The following is a 21,798-nucleotide window of genomic DNA, read 5'->3' as shown; positions in this document are numbered from 1 at the left end:
CAAAGGAGAGATATAGATGGATGAAATAACGTTATTCATGGAAAACAACAAGGAAGCCATCATTAAGGATATAAAATATCTTGTGGCCTCAGATTCACCAAGCGATAATAAGACACTTGCAGATGCATGTAAGGAGAGAATCCAAAAGTTATTAAAAACCTATTTCGGATACGCAGCAGAAGAAATAGAACAGGAGGAATACGGTGATCACCTCAAGTTTGTTTATGGAGAAGGAGATGAGACCATCCTTATCCTTTCACACTATGACACCGTATGGGATGAGGGGAACCTTGACTTGGTAGAAGCCGACAATAAAATATATGGCCCGGGGATTCTCGATATGAAAGGCGGGCTCGTACAGACCATATGGGCACTTAAAGCAATAAAGGATCTTTATTTACCACTTAATAAGAGCATCGTATTTCTATGTACAAGTGATGAGGAAGTGGGTAGTCCAACTTCAGAAGCATTGATTACCAAAGAAGCATCCAATAGCACAGCCGTACTTGTAACTGAACCACCAGAAGCGAAGACCAAAGCACTGAAGTCTGGCAGGAAAGGGTCATCGAGGTACTATGTCGACATCCATGGCAGAGCTGCCCATTCGGGCAATAATCATGAAGATGGCATCAATGCCATCAGAGAAGCAGCACAACATATCGTTGATCTTGAGTCCATGACCGATTATGACAAAGGTACAACGATAAACGTCGGCAGTATCGAAGGTGGCGGAAAATTGAATGTCATCCCTGACCATGCCAGATTTGGAGTCAATGTACGTGTGGAAACGGAAGAAGAGCAATCAAGAATAGATGACTATATGAAGCATCTATTCTCCTATACAGAGGGCATTGAAATAGAAGTGAGTGGTGGTGTTAACAGGCCACCCATGGTTAAAGACGAGAATACCATTACCTTACTCGCACATGCGCAAGAAGCTGCGGACGAAATAGGAATCGGCGAAATAAAAGATGCATTTGTCGGTGGAGGCAGCGATGCAAATTTCACGGCAAACTTAGGTGTGCCGACGCTTGATGGACTAGGAGCGGTGGGTTTAGGCATACATGCTCACAACGAACATATTATTGCAGATGAGATACCTGAACGTACCAGTTTTCTATGTAGACTGATTCTTTCTTTGTAACAGAATGAGCTAGAATTTACTATGTGATGAACATAAATAAGAGCAGAATTGTCTGCTCTTTAAATTATCTAATATTCTATTCTTTAGAAATCGTGATTCGACACCATTTCCCATTCTCTTAATGTATAGCTTCTCGCACCTGTTTTGATATAAGGATCGCTTTCTACGATATCCTTTACAGACTCAAAACTATCACCTTTATAAATTACAAGTCCCCCACTGCCATCAGAGAATTTCCCGTTCATCAAGACAGTTCCTTCATTTCTCAAGTTCTCCAGGAACTCAAGATGATCTGGTCGATACTGGGTGCTCTTTTCTTCATCTTTCATGGATAGAAATGCTGCGAAATACTTCATAGATTTACCTCCTATGGTTTATGATATCTTCAATTATACAATAAGACAGGGCCCTATGGCCCTGTCTTACATTTTACTCTTGAGTTACGAGTTCTAGTTCTACTTTAATTTCAGAGTCAACTTCCTCACCGTTAACTAATTGTTCTACTGTATTGATCGCTGTTTCACCCATGAGATCTGGCTGCTGAGCGACTGTTGCATCGAGCTCACCTGCTTCGACTGAAGCTCGGGCATCGTCCGTTCCATCAAAGCCAACTACGATAACATCTTGATCTGACAGAGCTTCAAGTGCACCAAGTGCCATTTCGTCGTTATGAGCAAAGATGGCAGTTATGTCTGGATTGGCTTGAAGGATATTTTGAGTCACGTCCAAACCTTCTGCACGGTTAAAGTTTGCTGTTTGATTTGATACTACATCAAGTGACTCACTAGCAATGTTATTAAATCCTTCGCCTCTTTCACGTGTTGCACTCGCACCAGGTACACCTTCAAGTTCTGCAACTTGGGCACCTTCACCGACTTGATCTACGATAAACTGTGCGCCCATTTCGCCGCCTTCGATATTGTCTGAAGCGATGAATGCAGCAACTTCGCCACTGTCAACTGAACGGTCGACTGTAATGACTGGGATGTCCGCACTGTTAGCAGATTCTACAGATCCAGAAACTGCTGCAGAGTCAGTCGGATTGATTATCAGATAATCTACATCCTGTTGAACGAGATCTTCAATGTCGTTCACTTGTTTGGAAGAGTCGTCTTGTGCATCAACGATTCTGACTGAGTATCCTTTTTCTTCCGCCATTTCTTCAATACTATCTCTTAGTGTCACAAAGAATGGGTTGTTCAATGTCGAAATGCTGACACCAATGACTGTTTCTTCATCTCCACCAGTATCACTTGCGCTTTCTTCTTCACTTCCTGATCCCGGAGAGTCCATGGAACATCCTGCGACAAATACAAACACTAGACTAAAAAACAAAAGAAATTTCTTCATTCAAAACACTCCTTATTTATTTTTACGGTCAATTAGGACCGCAACTACTATAACAAGACCTTTGATGATCTGTTGATAGAAGGATGAAACACCAATTAGGTTCAGACCATTATTCAGTACACCGATAATAAGTACACCAATCAGTGTACCGACGATGCGGCCCTTACCACCCATCAAGGATGTCCCGCCTAGAACGACAGCGGCGATGGCATCAAGTTCGTATGCTTGGCCTGCTGTCGGTTGCGCAGAATCCAACCTCGAAGCCAGGATGATACCAGCAATGGCCGACATGAGTCCGGATAATGCGTAGATCATGATTTTCGTACGATTGACTCTGATACCTGAGAGTAAAGCTGCTGTTTCATTGCCACCGATAGCGTACGTCTGTCTGCCAAATACTGTTCTGTTCAAAATAATGTATAGAATGATGAATACGACAAGCATCGTGACTGCTGGCACCGGGATCCCTAGAAAGTATCCTTTTCCAAACATTTGAAAAATCATACTATCACCAAGACCAGTGATCGGACGCCCATCTGTTGCGACAAGCGTCGCACCACGGTAAATTGTCATTGTGGCCAGTGTTGCGATAAAAGGTGCCATACCTCCAACTGCGACGAGGAGACCATTGATGGCACCAGCGAGCAGACCGACCACACATCCAAGCATCATCGCAAATACTGGGTCTATTCCTGACGTGATCAGCAATGCCGTCATCGCACTGGAGAAGGCGAGAATGGATCCGACACTTAAGTCGATGCCTCCAGTCAAAATAACGAAAGTCATACCAAACGCAATCAGACCATTGATCGACACTTGGCGCAGCAAGTTCATCAAGTTATCGGGCGATAGGAACTGCTGATTCATGATGGTGATAACAATGACCAGAAGTGTCAAGCCAACTAGGGGCAGAAAACGGTCAATCATATCATTTACTGTAAGTTTCTGTTTCATCTAACTTTCCTCCTGTAGCAAGTGTCATTATGTTTTCTTGGTTGACTTGTTCCTTATCCAGCACGTCCATCAATCGGCCTTCCGACATTACAGCGACCCGGTCGCTCAAGCCGATTACTTCCGGTAATTCTGAAGAAATCAATACGATCGACATGCCCCGTTCGGTCAACTCATTGATAAGGTAGTATATTTCGCGCTTGGCCCCCACATCGATACCACGGGTCGGTTCATCAAGAATCAGTATTTCGGGTTGTCTGCCCACCCATTTGCCGATGACGACTTTCTGTTGGTTCCCTCCAGAAAGTTGTGACATGAGTGAAGATTTCTCCGTTTTAATATTCAATCGCTTAATCATGAGATCTGCAAAGTCGGCTTCATCTTTACGTTTCATAAATCCCTTGCTTGAGAAGCTTTTATGAGAAGGCATGGTGAGATTATCGATTAGGTTAAAATCAAGAATCAGGCCTTCGCTTTTTCTATTCTCAGTTATAAAGCCAATGCCGTGATTTATCGCATCAGACGGTTTGTCGATTTTAACTTGCTTGCCGTGGATTGCGACATTTTTCGCTCCTGGATCTGCCCCGAACAGGGCGCGCATAATTTCTGTACGACCTGCTCCCATCAATCCTGCAAATCCAAGGATTTCGCCCTTTCTCAGTTCAAAGCTGATGTCTTTAATATTGTGAGTTTTATTTTCTAAGCCTTCAACTTTTAATGCGATGTCACTCTCGACAGTGTGAGAGCGGGTCGGAAACTGTTCATCGAGATCTCGCCCTACCATCGCTCGAACCAATGCATTGTAGTCTGTATGCTCTGTCTTTTCGTAAAGTACACTCATGCCATCACGCAATACTGTGATTTCGTCAGATATAGTGAATATTTCATCCATCCTGTGTGATATATAAACAATGGATACACCAGATGCCCTTAGATCATTGATGATATCAAAGAGTACTTCGATCTCAGAATCAGTCAAAGCAGCAGTCGGCTCATCCATGATGAGTACTTTTGTGTCCATCATGAGTGCTTTGGCGATTTCAATCATCTGCTGCTGACCGACAGAACAATCACCAGCCCGTTTCGACAAATCGATTTTAAACTTTAAACGCTTAAATACGGCTTCTCCTTGTTCTTTCATCAGCTTATTATTGAGCAACCCAAATTTTGTTTTCTCGTTGCCGATAAATAGGTTTTCTAATACAGTCAGTTCAGGCCATATATTCAACTCCTGATGAATGAATATCACACCTGCTTTTTCCGCCTCTTTCAAGGTGTTGTACTGCACTGCTTCGCCATCTCTTAGAATTTCTCCTGAATCGTATTGATGTACGCCCGAGAGGATTTTCATTAATGTCGATTTGCCAGCGCCGTTCTCACCCATAAGTGCATGAATACTACCGTCATGAAGCGTAAAGTCGACACCGAGAAGTACTTTGTTTTTACCAAAAGCTTTATGAATCCCTTGCATTTGTATCATTCAGACACCTCCTTAGAAAAATACATTGGAATAGAGTGCGACATTCGCATAAGGTGTCGTCTCTCCGGTCCGGATCACTGCTTTCGCGTTTGAAAGCAAAACCTTGAAATTTTCGTGTGAGACTGTTTCACTTGGAACCTCGTCATCAAGTAAACTCAGCAACCCTGCATCAGTTGCTTCCTTGGCATATATTTTCTTTTCGACGTACATGCTGGCAGTAATGAGCTCATACGTTTCTTTGAAAGATGGCGTTCCCGGTTTTAAAGCAATATCGATACGTTTAGTGCCTTCTGGAATCGGAAGACCACAGTCCCCAATGATAATGTAATCACCGTGGCCCATCTCGCTCAGTGCTTTAGAGATTTCACTATTGAGAACCACTGATCTATACATTTTCGCTAACCTCTTTCAGTTCTTTTAATGTTGGCATCCCTGTTTGTGCACCCATTTTTTGAATGGCGATTGATGCGGCAAGATTGGCGTATCGAATCGCCGTACCAAGTGTTTCTCCTTTTGAAAGGAAAGCAGCCAATGCACCATTAAAGGTATCTCCCGCTCCGGTAGTATCTACTGGAACAGTGTTAAAAGAAGGTACCATTACTTCCTTAGTGCCATCGTGATACAAACACCCTGCTTCCCCCATAGTAACAACGAGCTTGTTGGGATACTTCTTTACGATACTAGTCGGACTTTCACCAAATAGACGCGTGCATTCTATTTCATTTGGTGTTAACAAGTAACATTTCTCTAGAAGTTCAGTATCCATTTCGATGAAAGGTGCCGGATTGTAGATGACTTTGATACCCTGTTTAAAACAATAATCGATGACAAAGTGAATCGTCTCTACGGGTATCTCGTTTTGAAGAAGTACGTACTTGGCACTTCCAATCATATCGAGGTGCTGTTCAATGATTTCTGGTGTCAGCAGCCCGTTAGTACCAGGAATTACAGTGATAGAATTATCATTATCATAAATATTGATATGAGCGGTCCCGCTCGCCACACCTGTAAACGTTTCCACATTATCACAAAAAATATTATTATCTTCTAAGTTGCTGACTAAATGTTGGCCGAATACATCATCACCCACTGCACCGATAAAAGCCGTACTGGCACCGAGACGCGATGCTGCGACAGCCTGATTGGCGCCCTTACCACCAAAAGCTGTTTCGAAGCTTTCTCCAAGTATCGTCTCGCCTTTTTCAGGCATCCGGTCCGCTTGTACAATAAAATCAGTAGACAAACTGCCAATGACTACAATATCCATATCCTCACTCCTTTATGTACTATTTCTCTTTATCAGTTTTACATCCAATACTTCGCTCTCTACTTCGATACCTTGGTTCATCTTCATCAGCATTTTGAAAGCATTTCTGCCCAACTGGTAAATGGGCTGCTCAATCGTTGTCAGACTCGGATAGACGTATTGTGAAAAATCGAGGTTGTCATACCCAATGACCTTTACTTGATCTGGAACAGAGACGCCGTGATTGATAAGTACATTCAGTACCCGATAAGCGACAAGGTCATTGGGACAGATGATCCCATCGAATTTTTCAAGAAACGCTATGTCCCCGGATTCAAGTGTTCCGTTCAATGCTGTATGAGAGAGTATCTCATAGGGGACTTGGTTTTCTCCTAAGACTTCCCTCGAGCCTAGCGTCCTGTTTTCGAAAGAACTGTAATCTTCAAGCCCTTTAATCAGCAAAACGTGATGTACACCTTGCTGAATCAGATGATGTGCTTGAAGCTTGCCCCCCTTCAAATTGTCGGCTTCGATAGAGATATGCTCCTTGACGACTCTATCCAGGAGTACAACTGGGCGCGTAGTCAAATTATCTTGACGCGTAACGGTCCAAGTCGCTGAAATGATTCCCGCACAGTTGTTCTGATTAAAAATTTCCAGGTACTTTGATTCCTTATCAAAATCGTGATCCGTATTGCCGATAAGAATCCGGTAGTTATTCTTAATCGCTTCGTCCTCTATCCCTCGAATGACTTTGGGGAAATAAGGGTTGGAGATATCCGGTACCAGCACACCGATGATATTTGAGCGACTGGTATTCAATGCACGTGCAACTTCGTTTGGCTTATAGTTCATGCGCTCTGCTGCTTGCATGACACGTTTACGCATTTCGGGACTTGCATATCCAGAATTGTTCAATACCCTGGACACTGTAGCGACGGAAACCCCGACTTCTTTCGCTAGATCTTTTAATGTCACCATTAGCTTCACCTTTTGTGTAAACGTTTACACAAAATTTAACATAAAAATCGGATTTGTACAAGTCCGATTTTTAAATACATTTACAAAGTATAGAAATAATTGTCTGTATCTTATAAGTCGTATCGAGTAAAAACTGTTTTTCCTTGATTATTAAAGTTCAGTTCATTATTATAAAATAATCTTTAAAATACTTTCATTCACTTTATGAACATCATACTTTTCCTTAGCCAACTTAAACGATTCATATCCCATAGTTTGAGCCAATTTTGGTGATTTTATTATTGCCTCAATTCTTTTCACTAGTACTGTAACATTCTTAACAGGAACTAGATACCCATTAACTCCTTCAACAACGGTTTCTCTACATCCTGGGGCATCCGTAGTAATTATTGATCTGCCTACACTCATTGCTTCTAAGCTCGTTCTTGGAGTACCTTCATGATATGAAGGTAGTACAAAAGCAGTACACTCTTGATAATATGGGAGAACATTTTTTTGCTTGCCATGGAAAGTGATGATACCTTCTTCTATCCATTCATTTATTTCAGCTTCGCTCACCCCTGTAGGATTATCATCAAAGCCACCGACAATAGAGAAACTAGTATTTGGATAAGTTTTTTTTAGTATCCTAGCTGCCTCCACGTATTCATATATTCCTTTGTCTTTAAGTAGGCGACCCACGAACAAGAAACTATTAAAATTTTCTATACTCGTATATGTGAATATATCTAAATTAACTCCTGATCCATTTACTATGTGTGTTTTGTCTTTAACGACTAGACTCTTGTTTATAAACTCTTGTCTATCATCTTCGTTTTGAAATATTACGCCATCAGACTTATTTAATGCTCTTTTAAAGAGAGCAGACATGACTTTTCTAGTTAACTTATTCTTTATTCCTTCTCCCCTAAATATAGAACCCAATCCATTAATCATACAATAGTTATTTCTTACGGACCCCTTTGCTCCTGCTAGTGAAGTGTAAATTGCTGCTTTAGCTCCTCCGAATGAATATACATGACTAGGCTTTTCTTTTCTAATAATAGATTTAATTTGGTTAATTGTTGATATATCTCTGAACGGATTCATTCCTGTCCTCTGTAGATTAATCCTATAATACTTTACTGAATTATTATTGATTAGATCAAAAGGAATAGTAGATTCTTCTTCGGGCGCAACAAGTATTATATCGAATCCCTTGGATAAAAATTTATCTACCAATTCTCCTCTTGATATATATATTGCTTCAGCTAGAACAGAGCACAGTAGAATTTTACTTGTTTGTTTTGCCATACGTTTTCTCCTCTTCTATCTACCTTAATGTAGCTCTTACACTTGTTATAAGATTATTAGCTCTATGTACTTTCCCGTCCTGGTCTATAACCTTTTTGATGCAAATCGCTTTGTCGCCACAAAGAACGACGACTCCTCGTCCCTTTATAACTTTAATTACTCTTCCCGGGACTCTCCCTACGTAGTTTCCTGGATTGTATTCTTCGCAAGAAACAACAATTAATTTTTTGTTCTCAAAATATGTATAGGCTCCCGGGTATGGATAAGTCAATCCTCTCACTAGGTTGTATATATCATAGGAGCTCGATGCCCAATTTATTTTTCCATCTTCAGGGGATCTCGCACAAGTGTATGAAGCTTCTTCGTTACTTTGTTTGGAAGCAGTAAAATTATTATTTTCTAAGGACGGTAGAGTCTTAATCATCAATTCTTCAAAAGTACTTAAACACTTATCAAACAATGAATTTATATTGTCACAGTAAGCAATTTCTATTTCTTTAGAAGCAACGATATCTCCATTATCAACTTCTTGTTCTAAAAAGAACAAATTAACCGCTGTGTAATCTTCCCCATTTATTAATAACCAATTCAATGGAGCAAATCCTCTATAGCGTGGAAGCGGAGAGAAATGAGAGCCTAGAGCAGCAATGGATGCCCGATCGACAACCTCTGGAGATATCATTTTCCTATAGCCAAAAGACATAATATATTCTATGTTGGTTGGGATAGCATTCAAACATTCTATCACTTCTTTATTACTAGCATTCAACCGAAAATTTATATTATTTTCTTCACATAATTTAATTGCCTGTCTATAGAATGTCTCATTCTCATGCTCGTGTTCTTTTTCTACAAAAACATAGATGATATGTGTATTTTTCTCACTCATTAATTCCAACATTTTATATCCTAATTTACTTCCAATAAACAAAACATAGTTCACTTGTTTTCCTCCTATATAGATAAACTCTACCAATCATTCAAGATCGGTAGAGATAGCTTTATCTTTATTTTGTACAGTATAAACGTTCTTTTTACCTAAAACTGATGAAATTGTTTTAATTATTATCATAACATCGAAAATAAAAGTTATGTTTTTGACATAGTAGACATCATTTTTTATACGCTCTTTCCAAGGTATCGTGTTTCTAAAGTAAGCTTGATTGTATCCAGTTACTCCTGGACGCGTTAACAACTTTTCCTTTTCCTCTTCCGAATACAAAGCATATTGTTCAGGCAAATCCGGTCTTGGTCCTATGAAACTCATGTCTCCCTTTAAAACGTTTAATAATTGTGGGGTTTCGTCTAAACTAGATTTACGCAAAAAATTTCCCGTTTGAGTCAACCTAGAATCCCTCTCAGAGTTAAAAGTGGAACCATCTGGATTCCTTATATCTGGAGCATTTATCCGCATAGACCTGAATTTATACATTTTAAACACCTTTCCATTCTTTCCTAAGCGATTTGAATTATAAAAAATCGGTCCTTTATCGGAAAGGTAAATAATGGGACTTAGTATCAATAACAGAGGAAGCCACAATGGGAGAAGTATTAGAGCAAAGATAAAATCAAATAGTCTCTTTCCAACTTTAATATACATATAACAATATTCCTCCCTCTTAGTTAGAAAGTACTTTTTTAAATACAGCTATAATATAGTCTACATCATCATTACTTAACGATGTATGAAGCGGTAGCGATATCTCTGTACTATATTGGATATATGCGTTAGGATAATCCTTTATATTGAAGCCTAGATTTTTGTATGCCGTAAGCATTGGTAGTGGTTTATAATGAACATTACAACTAACTCCAAGCTCGCTCATTTCATAGACAAGTTCGTTCCTTCTTTTCTCGGTTATGGAGGGTATATTGACTAAATATAAATGACCTGCAGATGTATGCTTATTTGAGAAATGTGAAAGAGGCGTTACCTCCGTGTTCAAAAAAGCATCGTCATATTTATTTATTATTTCACTTCTTCTATTAAGCATATTTTCGTATCTTTCTAACTGTACAAGACCAATACTGGCCACAATATCTGTCATGTTACATTTATAAGCTGGTAGGATAATATCGTATTCCCAAGATCCTCTTTGAGATTTAGAAAGGGCATCTTTGGTCTGTCCGTGTAAACTATAAAGCATATAGAGATTATAGATACTTTCATTACTGTATCCTTCAATCTCATTCCACACTACTGCTCCACCTTCACCAGTAGTTAAGTTTTTAACTGCGTGGAAAGAGAAACAAGTAAAGTCTGCTACTTTTCCAGCTTTTTCACCATCTCTTCTAGCACCAAAAGCGTGAGCAGCATCTGATAATATTACTACTCTGTTAAACGATTCTTGTATATCGTTGCTAGGCTCAAATAGCTCTTTTTTTGATTTTACAACCTCAAAAATTTTCCGATAATCACACATTACCCCAGCAATATCTACAGGTATTACTACTTTAGTATTTTTATTTATAGCCTCTTTCAATTGCTTATAATCCATTTCGTAAGAATTAGGAGCAGTATCAATTAAAACAATTTTAGCACCTACATGATCGATTACAGAAGCAGTGGCTGTATAAGTGTACGCCGATGTAATCACCTCATCTCCAGGACCAACTCCAAGTATTCTTAGCGTTGTTTCCATAGCAGCAGTGGCTGAATTGAGACAAACCGCTCTCTCTTGTTCAACATACCTAGCTATTCTATTTTCTAATTCCTTCGTTTTTGGTCCTGTGGTAATCCATCCGGACCTTAAGGTTTCCGTCACAGCATTAATTTCTTCTTCTGTAATATCTGGTGGAGAAAATGGTATATTTTCAGTCCTAATGTTCATGTTATCCTCCTAAACTATAAGTGCCACACAGTCTGCTTTTCTTTTAACAACTCATCTTTTACTATTCCCTTAATATCAAATATCATCCCATTTTCTTCTAATAAACCTAAATACTTTTCATTATTTTCTTTGTATTCTTCATGAGGAACCGCAAATACCATTACTTCAGTTTTTGAGATCTTATCGACGTCAATTAAATCGATATTATAATACTTTTTCGCTTCGGCTGAATCTGCTTCTGGATCATGTACAATAACGTTTAAACCATATTCTTGAAGTTCATTAATAATATCAATTACTTTGGTATTTCTTAGGTCCGGACAATTCTCTTTAAAAGTCAATCCAAAAATATTAACAGTATTGTTTACTACACTTATACCCTTTTTTAACATTTCTTTAATGATAGAAGAAGAAATGTAATTAGCCATGTTATCGTTTATTCTTCTACCAGCTAGTATAACTTCTGGGTGGTGCCCAAGCTCTTCAGCTTTATGAGTTAAATAATAGGGATCTACTCCAATACAATGACCACCTACTAAGCCAGGAGAAAAGTTCAAGAAGTTCCACTTAGTTCCAGCCGCTTCCAATACATCTTTAGTTTTTATTCCCATTTTATCAAAAATTAAAGCAAGCTCATTCATTAGAGCAATATTTACATCTCTTTGCGTATTCTCAATTACCTTAGCAGCTTCAGCTACTTTAATGTTCGTAGCTCTATGAACACCAGCTTTAACAACTGAGGCATATACATCCGCTACAATTTCTAAGACTTCTGACGTTTGACCACTCACTACTTTAGTTATTGTTTCGAAAGTATGTCTTTTATCACCAGGATTAATTCGTTCAGGAGAATAACCTACATAAAAATCTTTTCCACATTGAAGCCCAGAAGCTTTTTCTAAAATAGGTATACAATCTTCTTCGGTTGCTCCTGGGTATACTGTCGATTCATATACGACAATTGTATTCTTAGAAATAACAGAACCCACTGTCTCGCTGGCGCCAAGTAACGGTGTAAGATCTGGTTGATTATTTTTATTAATTGGTGTAGGAACCGCCACTATTATAAAATCAGTATTTGAGAGATGACTTTTATTTGAAGTGAATTTTATATTCGTTCTATTCAGATCTTCCGCCCCTACTTCGTTGGTGCGATCGAATCCCCTTCTTAATTCTTCAATACGCTTTTCGTTAATATCGAACCCGACCACTTCATGCAATTTTCCGAATGCTACAGCAACTGGTAACCCAACATAGCCTAGTCCTACCACTGCAATTTTACGTTTCATATTAGCCCAACTTTCTTATTTATTAATCTTATAGTAATCCATGTACCAATCCACGAAATTGTTAACTCCATCTTGTATATTAGTAGACGGCTTGAATTGAATATCTTTAAATAAATCTTCAACATTCGCATAAGTTTCTGGGACGTCTCCGGGTTGTAGACCCATGTAATTTTTGTAGGCTTTTTTGCCTATCCTCTTTTCAATTGCTTCTACAAATTCCATTAACTTTACAGGTGAGTTATTACCTATGTTGTAAACTTTGTAGGGTGCATAACTAGAGCTGGGATCAGGATTGTCACCAGACCATTTCTTGTTAGGCTTGGCTGGCCTTTTGACAAGACGTGAAATTGCTTCTACTATGTCATCCACATAAGTAAAATCTCTCATCATATTTCCATGATTATAAACATCTATACTTTCGTTATTTATGATTGCTTTCGTAAATTTAAATAGTGCCATGTCGGGTCTTCCCCAAGGACCATAAACAGTGAAAAACCTTAAGCCAGTAGTCGGAAGATTATACAGATGACTATAAGTATGTGCCATTAACTCATTAGACTTTTTAGTTGCAGCATACAAACTCAAGGGGTGGTCAATATTATCAGTCGTAGCAAAAGGTTTAGTAGTGTTTGCCCCGTAAACTGAACTTGAAGATGCATAAATCAAATTATTTACTTGGTAATGTCTACAACCTTCAAGTATATTCATAAAACCATTAATATTACTAGTTATGTATGCATGAGGGTTTTCTAAACTATATCTCACTCCTGCTTGAGCCGCTAAATTGACGACTACTTCGGGTTGCTCTATTTCAAATACTCTCATAACTTCATTGGAGTCTTTTAGATCAATCTGATAATTATTAATTTGATTATTTAACAATATTGAAAGACGATCTTTTTTTAAATTAACATCGTAATAATCATTGATGTTATCTATACCCACAACTTGATGATGTTGCTCTGAAAGTTTTTTAGCTAAGTGAGAACCTATAAAACCTGCGGTGCCAGTTATTAATATTTTCATTATTATTCTCCTATCTCATTGTAAAATTCAGTATAATTATTAATAATTTTGTGGATTGAGTATTTCTCTTTAATTCTATTCTTTGCCTGTAGTCCTTTTTCTATAAGGTTAGCATCGTTTAGAAAAAGTTCATTCAATATTTTAACTAATTCTTGTTCTGAACTTACTTTATATCCAGTCTTACCAATAATTTGAAAGCTTTCTCCAGCATTTGTCGTTATCACTGGTACACCATAGCTCATTGCTTCTCCAATAACATTTGGAAATCCTTCACTTTTTGAAGTTAAAACAAATAAATCTATTGAATTGTAGAAGTTACTTGTTGCTGTCAGCTCTCCGAGAATTGTTATTTTTTTATGATCAATTTTTGAAATATCTAAGTTTTTTTCATTTAAATCTCTGCCTGCTAGTACTAAATTGGTGTCCTTACCTTTAGAGAATTCCCTATAAGCATTAATTAACATCTGTTGGTTCTTTATTGAATGGTAACGACTTAGGTGGCCTATGGTAAACTGATTTCTCGGTGCTTTCCGTTGGCTCTTTGGGATTACAAATCCATTGGTAATAACTCTGCATTTAGAAAATCTAATTCCTACATCCTCTCTCTCTTTTAAAGCCGATTTAGATACAAAAATGTGACCGTCAAAAAAATTGAAATATCGAGTGTATAGTTTTAGAAAAACCTTATTACGAGTTCCTGAATAGCCGTTTCTAAAATTGGAAACAATTTTTTTTTGATTTGTCATCTTCAATAAAGGTCCGTAAAAATTGGCTTTCATCCAGGTTTGAATCAAATCTGGATCAATCTTCTTTATACAACGCTTTAGTATAAAGAAAGCTTTGAGTTTGTTTATTTTATTATTTTCTAAATCCAAGTAAATGACTTCAGCATTTGTAATTTTATAATGAGGCTTTAAATTTAGAAGACTAATAATTATATGCTCGTTGGTTTCGTCGTATTCTACTAGTTTACTTAACATTCTCTCAGCGCCCCCGCCTGCTAAGGAAGGAGTTATATGGACTATTTTCATTTCTCTTCTATCACCCTCTTATACAATTGTTTATATGACTCACTTATCTTATTCAAGTTGAAGTTAGCATCTAGATGACTGTAAGAGCTAGCTATAAGATCTTCCTTCTCTTTTCTCTCTATTTTTTTTGTCAACTCAAGCTTACTAATTAAATCAGAAACACTTTCTTTTTCAAAGATAAAACCACTTAAACCATTTTTAATTATATCTTTATTCCCTCCTACATTAGAAGCAATTACAAAATTGTTGTTTTTAATAGCTTCTAAGAGAGCATTAGATATTCCTTCATATCTAGACGGTAATATAAAATAATTTCCTTGAACTAAGTATTCCTCAGTATTTTCGACGTAACCCATATTTATTACACTTCCATCTTTAATAAGACTCTGAACATCAATAGAACCTTTGCCCATTAGAACCAACTTGCTACTTTTCCTAAAATCTTCTGAAGTACCGTACCATGCTTTTAGTAAAATATCTGTCCCTTTAATAAGTTCGTATCTTCCAGTATAGACGTATACATCGAAACTGTTTGACAAGGATAAAACATCAGAAGATTTAGTATTATTTCGTTCCATACTTATTCCGTTGTTAATCCTTTCGATGGTATTCTCACTAAAGCCAAGTTTCTTTAAATCTGAATTTATAGCGTCGCTTATAGCAATAACCTTACTGATATTTTTTTTTATGTAATTTAATCGCCATCTTTTCAGTCCTCCAGCACAATACATATTTATAGCTTCGCACCCTTTAGAGCTACCACCTCCCGCAATTTTAGAAATTGCTGGCTTATTAAAAATTTTACCGAAAAGAGCAACTGCAAACCCACCCAAACTTAGAGAGTGAGCATGAAGAACGTCATACTTTTTATTTTTAAGTAGTAGATACAAAAAGCAATAGATTAGAAAAGTAAGTGGCTTCAATTTGCCAGGACCTATTGCAGGAAGCCTTATCACTTCAATTCCACTTACAAACTCTCGTCTCTTTAAACCGCGATAATGCCTAGTAATGACAGTTACGAACACATCTTTGTTTTTATTAATTAATTCGCTAGAAAGTCTTTCAGCTTGTTTTTCTGCTCCACCCATTAACGGATAAAAGCTATTAATAATCATTAGTATTTTCAATTTAAACACTGCCCCTTTCAACTTTAAATAATTTCACTAAAACAACATAGATTAGAAGTATAATAATAACTTTTATTAAAATGTCCATATATATTGTTAATTGTATAAATGAGACTATAAATGAGGAACTAAAAAGCAAGATGCATCCTATAGTAATCATCTTAACAATATAAATGTATTGAAATCTACCAAACGTTTTGTCAACTTTTTTATTAAAAAAATAAATTATGAAAAACGTATTTACCATAATTGATATAGTTGTAGCCATGGCGATGCCTACGTGACCAAAGAAATAACCTAAAATCACACTAAAAATCAGATTTAAAAAAAGTGAATTTACAGTAATAGAAAACGGCACAGCTTTATTGCCTGCAGCATAAAATGCTTTCATGTAAACATCTTTGAAGCTCCAAAATAAAAGACCTATACTGTAAGCCATTAACGCTGAAGAAATCATATTTATACCTGCAGACTCAAAATTCCCTCTATCAAATAAAATTCTTACAATACTACTCGACAAAAGAATGAAAGTAACTACTATAGGAATGATAAATAACAATAATTTTTCTGTTTGTACAATTATTCCTTTTCTAAAGGAATCTTTGTCTCTATTAAAATCAATTGAAAGGTTAGTAAAATAAATATTAGTTATTATCATTAAAACCATAGTAATGGGTAAATTATTTAGTATAGATGCATAATGGAGAGCAGTTATAGAACCCTCTTTCAAGAAAGAAGCTATAAACTTATCTACCATTACTGTTAATTGACTAAGAATGCCACCATAGACTATTAATTTGTTTTCATTTGCAAATTTACTTAAATATTTAAAATCAAAAGCTAAGACTTTATCTTTTGAAGGTGTAAGAAACTGAAACTTAACTTTTATATAGATGTACTGAGCTAGTCCTCCTACCAAAATAGAAAAAACAATAGCATGTATACCCCAAGCATCATAAAGAAACAGTAAACCTAATATAAATATAATGTTATTTATCAAACTGATGTACTGCTCACTGCCGTATACTTTTACTGATTGTAAAAACCCATTATATATATTGACTAAGCCAATGAATACTAACGAGAAAATACTGTACTTTAACATTTTTGTAGCTAAGTTCGCAGTTTCTTCATCTACACCCGGTACAAACACATATATTACTGCGGAAGGAAAAAGAAATATGACTATACTAATAACAAATAATATTCCAGCTAAGCTATTTCTAAGAACTTTAAAGTTATACATTGTTTTTTTAGGATTATCAATAAATTCGCTAGCAAACATTGGTCTGAATGAAGTTCTAATAACTGTGTTAAAGACTGAAAAAACCAACGTAATAAATGGGATAACTATAAAAATAGCGTCTGTAACATAATTAAACCCAATTTTATTAGTGATAATTATATCTCTAAATAAACCCAAACCTTTTGCAGCAACTGCTAGAGCGATTACATAAATTATGGTTAGTTTAGCCTTATTCATTTTTTACGCCTTTAAGGTATTTAAACTCGTAAACCAAGACAGCTAATACGAAATAAAAGGAAATATTGGTAATAAGATTATGGGTAAAAATAGAAACAAACATTAAAGTTGGGATAAGATAATAAGCTATAGATTGAGGTTTTTTAGTTGAGTAAGTCCAAGCTATTAACAAAATGCTGATATAAAATAAAAGTATTAACAAACCTATTACTCCAGTTTCAGAAACAAAGTCAATATAAGCGTTGTGTGATGACAAAGATAACTCATTAATATTTGTATTACCTATTCCAACACCGAAGAAGGATTGCCAAAAACTATTTATTCCTGTTAATAGAGCATCTAATCTGGAGTTAGAATAATCATCCATATTAGAAGGTAAAATTCTATTCAAGTAGATACGGTTAGTATCTGTAGTTAAATATTTTAAAGATACTATTGCTAAAGTAACAAGTGTTAATTTATATCTTAACTTTAAATTTTTTTTCCTTAATAGAAAAAGTAAAATTAAAATAGCTGAAACTAGAATACTTCCTCTAGATTGGGTTAGAAAAAGAGTCACTAAATATAAAGTAGTCGACATGAAAAGTAAAAATTTTTGTTTACCTATATTTACCATAATAATAGGTAGTAATAATAGTAAGTTCTGTGCAAGTATATTAGGATTGCCAAAAATACTTATTGCTCTTTTAAAATATTCTTCCGACACTATAATATCATTTTGAAATAACCATATATTAATAGCAATCAAGCACATATAAATAATACTTATGTATACTGTAAACTTGATATTTTTAAAACTTTCTTTAGTAGTCGTAGAAACTAAAGTAGAAAAAAATAATATAGCACAAATAAAATAATATATTTGGTTTATAACATCAAAATAATTTCCATTTACGCTACCTAAAAATATATAGAGAATAATGGTAGCATTCAAAAAAACAAAAACTTTTAAATCATACTTGCTGAATTTAATTGATTTCTGGAATAATGCTATGCTGAGAAAGCAGAGGATTAGAACCAACAAGGGGAAAGGAAGACCCAAGTCTTCTAAAACCTTAATTCCACTTCCAGAAATAATTAAGTAAAGAGTAATATAATATAAACTATGCAACAGTCTAAACTCGATGACTAAAATTATACTACTCAACATTATAAGTAAGTAAAAAGAATTTGGTACGATCAGACAAATAATTAGCGATAAAATAATGATTAGATGAACATACAAGTATCTCTTATTCATAGTTTTTCACTTTCCCTAAACTGTATAGCATTTCGTACTCTTCATTTTGAATACCATTTTCCAACTTTTCTAAAGATATCACTCTTTTGTTTTTTTCTACATAAATTTTTTCGTAGACTTTCTTAGACTCAACCTCATTTAAATTTAGAAGTTCTTCGTATAGTTTTTCTCCCGGCCTGATACCATTAATTTTGATTTTAATTTCGTCTTCACTAAATCCGCTCAGACGTATCATATTCCTAGCTAAATCAATTATTTTAACCGGCTCACCCATATCTAAAACAAAAACTTCTCCGCCATCAGCTAGAATGCTTGCTTGAATTACTAGTCTAGAAGCTTCAGGAATAGTCATAAAGTACCTAGTCATTCTTTCATCAGTGACAGTTACAGGACCTCCTGATTCTATTTGTTTTTTAAATTTTGGAATAACAGAACCACGACTACCAAGCACATTACCAAAACGTACAGCTACCAGAGTGGTGTATTCATATTTTTGATCTAATGCTTGTATAATTAACTCTGCTACACGCTTAGTGGCCCCCATAACATTCGGTGGATTGACTGCCTTGTCTGTAGATATTAGTACAAACTTTTTAGCAAAATATTTACAGGCTGCGTCAGCCGTATTTTTTGTTCCTATTATGTTGTTTTTTGTAGCCTCACCAGGGTTAGCTTCCATTAAAGGTACATGCTTGTGAGCAGCTGCATGATAGACTATATCTGGTTTATATTTATCAAATACTTCAAACAACCTTTTGCGATCCTGAACATCTCCGATTACCGGAATATATTCTACACTATTTTCCAACAGGTTCATTTCTTCTAAAATATTATATATGCTATTTTCACCGTGGCCCAGTAATATAATTTGCCGGGGATGAAACTTGGTGATTTGCCTAACAATTTCCGAACCAATACTGCCTCCAGCTCCAGTTACTAACACTGTCGTGTCCCTGACTTGATCTTCAATATTTTCTGTGTCGAGTTCTACAGGCTCACGTCCTAATAAATCTTCGACCTCTACTTTTTTTAATTTGTTTACTTCTACTCTGCCAGACATGACATCATCTATGTTAGGCATTATCATTACATCAACACCTTCGTAATCAGCCAAGCTATAAATTCTGTTGAGTTCTGTTTTATTTAAAGACGGAATGGCAATAGCTACTTTCTTAATTTCATACTTTTTAATAATACGCTTAATGTCTTCTCTAGACCCTTCTACTTTGATACCACCAGCAAGTTCCATTCTATGCTTTGCAGGATCATCATCTACTGCTACTACAGGTACCATGCCCATAACTGGGGTATCTAACATTTGCTTTATTAAGAGTGACCCTCCTTTGCCTGCGCCCACTATCAGTGTACGTACCATTTCTTTACTATTATTATTCTTCCCAATAATACTTTGTTTGGCTATGCGCCATGAAAGCCTAGACCCCCCTATTAAGATTAGGTGCATCATCCATGTAATCATCATAAGGCGCGTGAATGTTGTTTGAAAAAGTAAAACATTTAGTATATAGGTAGCAATAATTGAAGCAGTTACTGCTTGGACAATTGCCATTAGCTCTCTAACGCTGGCATATTCCCATGCCCTGTGATAGAGATTAAATAAATAGGCAAAGACGTGGTGACTGACAAGGAGAATTGAAGACGTAACTAACAATATTGGCCATGTATAATCTAAGAAAAAAGGAGCCAATATGTAGTAACCTATGAATACCGAAAATGAAACAATAATTGAATCAATGATTAGGAGAAGAATATAACGACCTTTCGCTCCCATAATTACACGCTTCTTTCTTTTTAAAATAATCCTAAAAATTTTTTCTTTTTTTGCTTTTTTATTTGAGAATGTGGTAGCAACTTCTGTGGTGGCTTAACTTTCACTTCCTTATTATGAAGTATAGCACCGGCATTCAACTGTAAAACTTCTGTAAAGTTTTCGCCTAGTTCTTCAGTAACAACTTCATATGCTTCTTTCAATAAGAAAGGTCTTGTTTTAGTGCTATGTGCATCGCTAGATATTACATGAGCTAGATTATTTTCGATCATCGCTAGACTTGTTTCTTTCAAATTCTGTCCTAACGCTCCTGAAATAGATGAGGCGGTAACCTGAGCAATCGCACCTTTCTCTATAATTTCATAGAGCCTATTAGGATTTTTAGTAATTGGCTTGCATCGCTCAGGATGGGCAATCACAGGGATATATCCTTTCATCTGCAAATCATATAAAAGCTTTTCTACATAATTGGGTACTTCTGTAAATGAAAACTCAACCAGTACATACTGCGATTGGTTGAGTGGAATACTGACATCAAACTGCAACTCAGTCACCATATCTCCATTAATACGTATTTCCTGGCCTGGGTGCACTTTGATATCTAGTTGATGGGTCTCTATTAGTTTTGAAAGCTCTTCCATTTTTTCTATAATCTTACTTCTCGGATTCAAGAAAGCCCCACTATGATGGTGGGGGGTTGCGATGATATCCGTTATGCCATTATCAATTGCTTGTTTTAATAAAGCGACTGCCTCTTCTTCAGTCTTTGGACCATCATCAATACCAATCAGTACATGGTTATGAATATCTATCAAGATTCATCACTTCCGTAATAATAGTAATAGTTATCATTTTTATTGTTCATCTTCTTATTGTTCATTATGACACCTAGAATGTTTGCATCAGCTTTTTCCAACAAAGTTTTAGCTTCCTGGAGTCGATTTCTGTTATTGCCGTTGACGTCCGTCACCAGTACTGTGCCGTCTGCTATTCTACTCAGCACCTGTGCATCCGTCACCGCAAGAAGTGGTGGCGTATCAATAATAACCATATCGTAATGCATTGAAAATGTTTTTAACAAATGTGTCATTTTTCTTGAAGATAATAGTTCTGATGGATTTGGTGGAATAGGGCCACTTGTTACCACATCAAGATTTTCAATACTTGTTTCTCTAATAATATTTTCCACTGGCATATCATTGACAATCGCTGTGGATAACCCGCGTTGATTTGTCAGTTCGAATGTATAGTGCATTGTAGGACGACGCAAATCTGCATCAACGAGTACAGTTCGTTTGCCCGACTGCGCATAAGTTAAAGCGATATTCGCTGCCGTTGTCGATTTACCCGCACTTGGTGTGGCAGAAGTAAAAAGGACTGTTTTAATTTCCTTATCCACACTAGAGTACATAATGTTCGTTCTGATTGATCGAAATTGTTCACTGATAGGAGATTTCGGTTCTTTTTCAACAATGAGCTGTCTTGGCCCAGATGTATATGCGTGCTTATCTCTTCTGAACATAACTATATTCCCTCTCTA

At 36.4% G+C, this 21,798-nt stretch carries 21 protein-coding genes; 1 reads left to right on the top strand and 20 read right to left on the bottom strand.

Annotated elements, in window-relative coordinates:
* The first annotated feature begins 16 nt into the window (after positions 1-16).
* Positions 17-1,144, top strand: a complete 1,128-nt coding sequence (locus ACFOJ8_RS12965; RefSeq protein ID WP_380655624.1) for a M20 family metallopeptidase — start codon at positions 17-19, stop codon at positions 1,142-1,144.
* A gap of 83 nt (positions 1,145-1,227) precedes the next feature.
* Here ACFOJ8_RS12965 and ACFOJ8_RS12960 read toward each other — a convergent pair whose 3' ends face one another.
* The 20 genes from ACFOJ8_RS12960 to ACFOJ8_RS12865 all read right to left on the bottom strand — a co-directional run bounded on the left by ACFOJ8_RS12960 (position 1,228) and on the right by ACFOJ8_RS12865 (position 21,780).
* Complete coding sequence (locus tag ACFOJ8_RS12960) at positions 1,228-1,500, bottom strand: YciI family protein (protein WP_380655627.1); 273 nt, start codon at positions 1,498-1,500, stop codon at positions 1,228-1,230.
* A gap of 73 nt (positions 1,501-1,573) precedes the next feature.
* A complete protein-coding gene (locus ACFOJ8_RS12955; RefSeq protein WP_380655629.1) occupies positions 1,574-2,494 on the bottom strand; it encodes a D-ribose ABC transporter substrate-binding protein in 921 nt (306 codons plus the stop codon).
* A gap of 12 nt (positions 2,495-2,506) precedes the next feature.
* Entirely contained in the window at positions 2,507-3,448 is a 942-nt protein-coding gene (locus ACFOJ8_RS12950) for an ABC transporter permease (RefSeq protein WP_380655634.1), read from the bottom strand.
* A complete protein-coding gene (locus ACFOJ8_RS12945; RefSeq protein WP_380655638.1) occupies positions 3,423-4,925 on the bottom strand; it encodes a sugar ABC transporter ATP-binding protein in 1,503 nt (500 codons plus the stop codon). Before ACFOJ8_RS12945 ends, ACFOJ8_RS12950 begins: the two co-directional genes overlap by 26 nt.
* Before the next feature lie 12 nt (positions 4,926-4,937).
* Complete coding sequence (rbsD, locus tag ACFOJ8_RS12940; RefSeq protein ID WP_380655644.1) at positions 4,938-5,318, bottom strand: D-ribose pyranase; 381 nt, start codon at positions 5,316-5,318, stop codon at positions 4,938-4,940.
* A complete protein-coding gene (gene rbsK, locus ACFOJ8_RS12935; protein WP_380655648.1) occupies positions 5,311-6,192 on the bottom strand; it encodes a ribokinase in 882 nt (293 codons plus the stop codon). Before rbsK ends, rbsD begins: the two co-directional genes overlap by 8 nt.
* Positions 6,193-6,204: 12 nt before the next feature.
* Positions 6,205-7,152, bottom strand: coding sequence for a LacI family DNA-binding transcriptional regulator (locus ACFOJ8_RS12930; protein ID WP_380655652.1), 948 nt, complete (start codon positions 7,150-7,152; stop codon positions 6,205-6,207).
* A gap of 168 nt (positions 7,153-7,320) precedes the next feature.
* Positions 7,321-8,445, bottom strand: a complete 1,125-nt coding sequence (locus tag ACFOJ8_RS12925) for a glycosyltransferase family 4 protein (RefSeq protein WP_380655655.1) — start codon at positions 8,443-8,445, stop codon at positions 7,321-7,323.
* Between the two features lie 19 nt (positions 8,446-8,464).
* Entirely contained in the window at positions 8,465-9,388 is a 924-nt protein-coding gene (locus tag ACFOJ8_RS12920; protein ID WP_380655658.1) for a methionyl-tRNA formyltransferase, read from the bottom strand.
* A gap of 33 nt (positions 9,389-9,421) precedes the next feature.
* Positions 9,422-10,045 (bottom strand): sugar transferase, encoded by a 624-nt coding sequence (locus tag ACFOJ8_RS12915; RefSeq protein ID WP_380655661.1) that lies wholly within the window; start codon positions 10,043-10,045, stop codon positions 9,422-9,424.
* A gap of 19 nt (positions 10,046-10,064) precedes the next feature.
* Positions 10,065-11,276, bottom strand: coding sequence for a DegT/DnrJ/EryC1/StrS family aminotransferase (locus ACFOJ8_RS12910; RefSeq protein WP_380655664.1), 1,212 nt, complete (start codon positions 11,274-11,276; stop codon positions 10,065-10,067).
* Between the two features lie 14 nt (positions 11,277-11,290).
* Positions 11,291-12,565, bottom strand: coding sequence for a nucleotide sugar dehydrogenase (locus ACFOJ8_RS12905; RefSeq protein ID WP_380655666.1), 1,275 nt, complete (start codon positions 12,563-12,565; stop codon positions 11,291-11,293).
* 15 nt (positions 12,566-12,580) lie between these two features.
* Positions 12,581-13,591 carry an NAD-dependent epimerase gene (locus tag ACFOJ8_RS12900; RefSeq protein WP_380655669.1) on the bottom strand — a complete coding sequence of 337 codons (1,011 nt, stop codon included), beginning with the start codon at positions 13,589-13,591 and terminating at the stop codon, positions 12,581-12,583.
* Between the two features lie 2 nt (positions 13,592-13,593).
* Positions 13,594-14,622 carry a glycosyltransferase gene (locus ACFOJ8_RS12895; RefSeq protein ID WP_380655672.1) on the bottom strand — a complete coding sequence of 343 codons (1,029 nt, stop codon included), beginning with the start codon at positions 14,620-14,622 and terminating at the stop codon, positions 13,594-13,596.
* The gene (locus ACFOJ8_RS12890) at positions 14,619-15,749 is read right to left on the bottom strand and encodes a glycosyltransferase (protein WP_380659938.1); all 1,131 of its coding nucleotides are present in this window, start codon (positions 15,747-15,749) and stop codon (positions 14,619-14,621) included. Before ACFOJ8_RS12890 ends, ACFOJ8_RS12895 begins: the two co-directional genes overlap by 4 nt.
* 1 nt (position 15,750) lies before the next feature.
* Positions 15,751-17,232, bottom strand: a complete 1,482-nt coding sequence (locus ACFOJ8_RS12885) for a lipid II flippase MurJ (RefSeq protein WP_380655678.1) — start codon at positions 17,230-17,232, stop codon at positions 15,751-15,753.
* Positions 17,225-18,343, bottom strand: a complete 1,119-nt coding sequence (locus ACFOJ8_RS12880; protein WP_380659937.1) for an O-antigen ligase family protein — start codon at positions 18,341-18,343, stop codon at positions 17,225-17,227. Before ACFOJ8_RS12880 ends, ACFOJ8_RS12885 begins: the two co-directional genes overlap by 8 nt.
* 121 nt (positions 18,344-18,464) lie before the next feature.
* Positions 18,465-20,261, bottom strand: coding sequence for a polysaccharide biosynthesis protein (locus tag ACFOJ8_RS12875; RefSeq protein ID WP_380655684.1), 1,797 nt, complete (start codon positions 20,259-20,261; stop codon positions 18,465-18,467).
* 20 nt (positions 20,262-20,281) lie between these two features.
* Positions 20,282-21,073, bottom strand: coding sequence for a tyrosine-protein phosphatase (locus tag ACFOJ8_RS12870; protein ID WP_380655687.1), 792 nt, complete (start codon positions 21,071-21,073; stop codon positions 20,282-20,284).
* On the bottom strand, positions 21,070-21,780 hold the full coding sequence (locus ACFOJ8_RS12865) for a CpsD/CapB family tyrosine-protein kinase (RefSeq protein WP_380655690.1): 711 nt from the start codon (positions 21,778-21,780) through the stop codon (positions 21,070-21,072). Before ACFOJ8_RS12865 ends, ACFOJ8_RS12870 begins: the two co-directional genes overlap by 4 nt.
* Between the last annotated feature and the right edge of the window lie 18 nt (positions 21,781-21,798).

Source organism: Salinicoccus sesuvii (assembly GCF_042648145.1).
GTDB lineage: Bacteria > Bacillota > Bacilli > Staphylococcales > Salinicoccaceae > Salinicoccus > Salinicoccus sesuvii.
The sequence above is the reverse complement of the archived record's forward strand: the minus strand, read 5'-3'. Positions and strand labels throughout refer to the sequence as shown.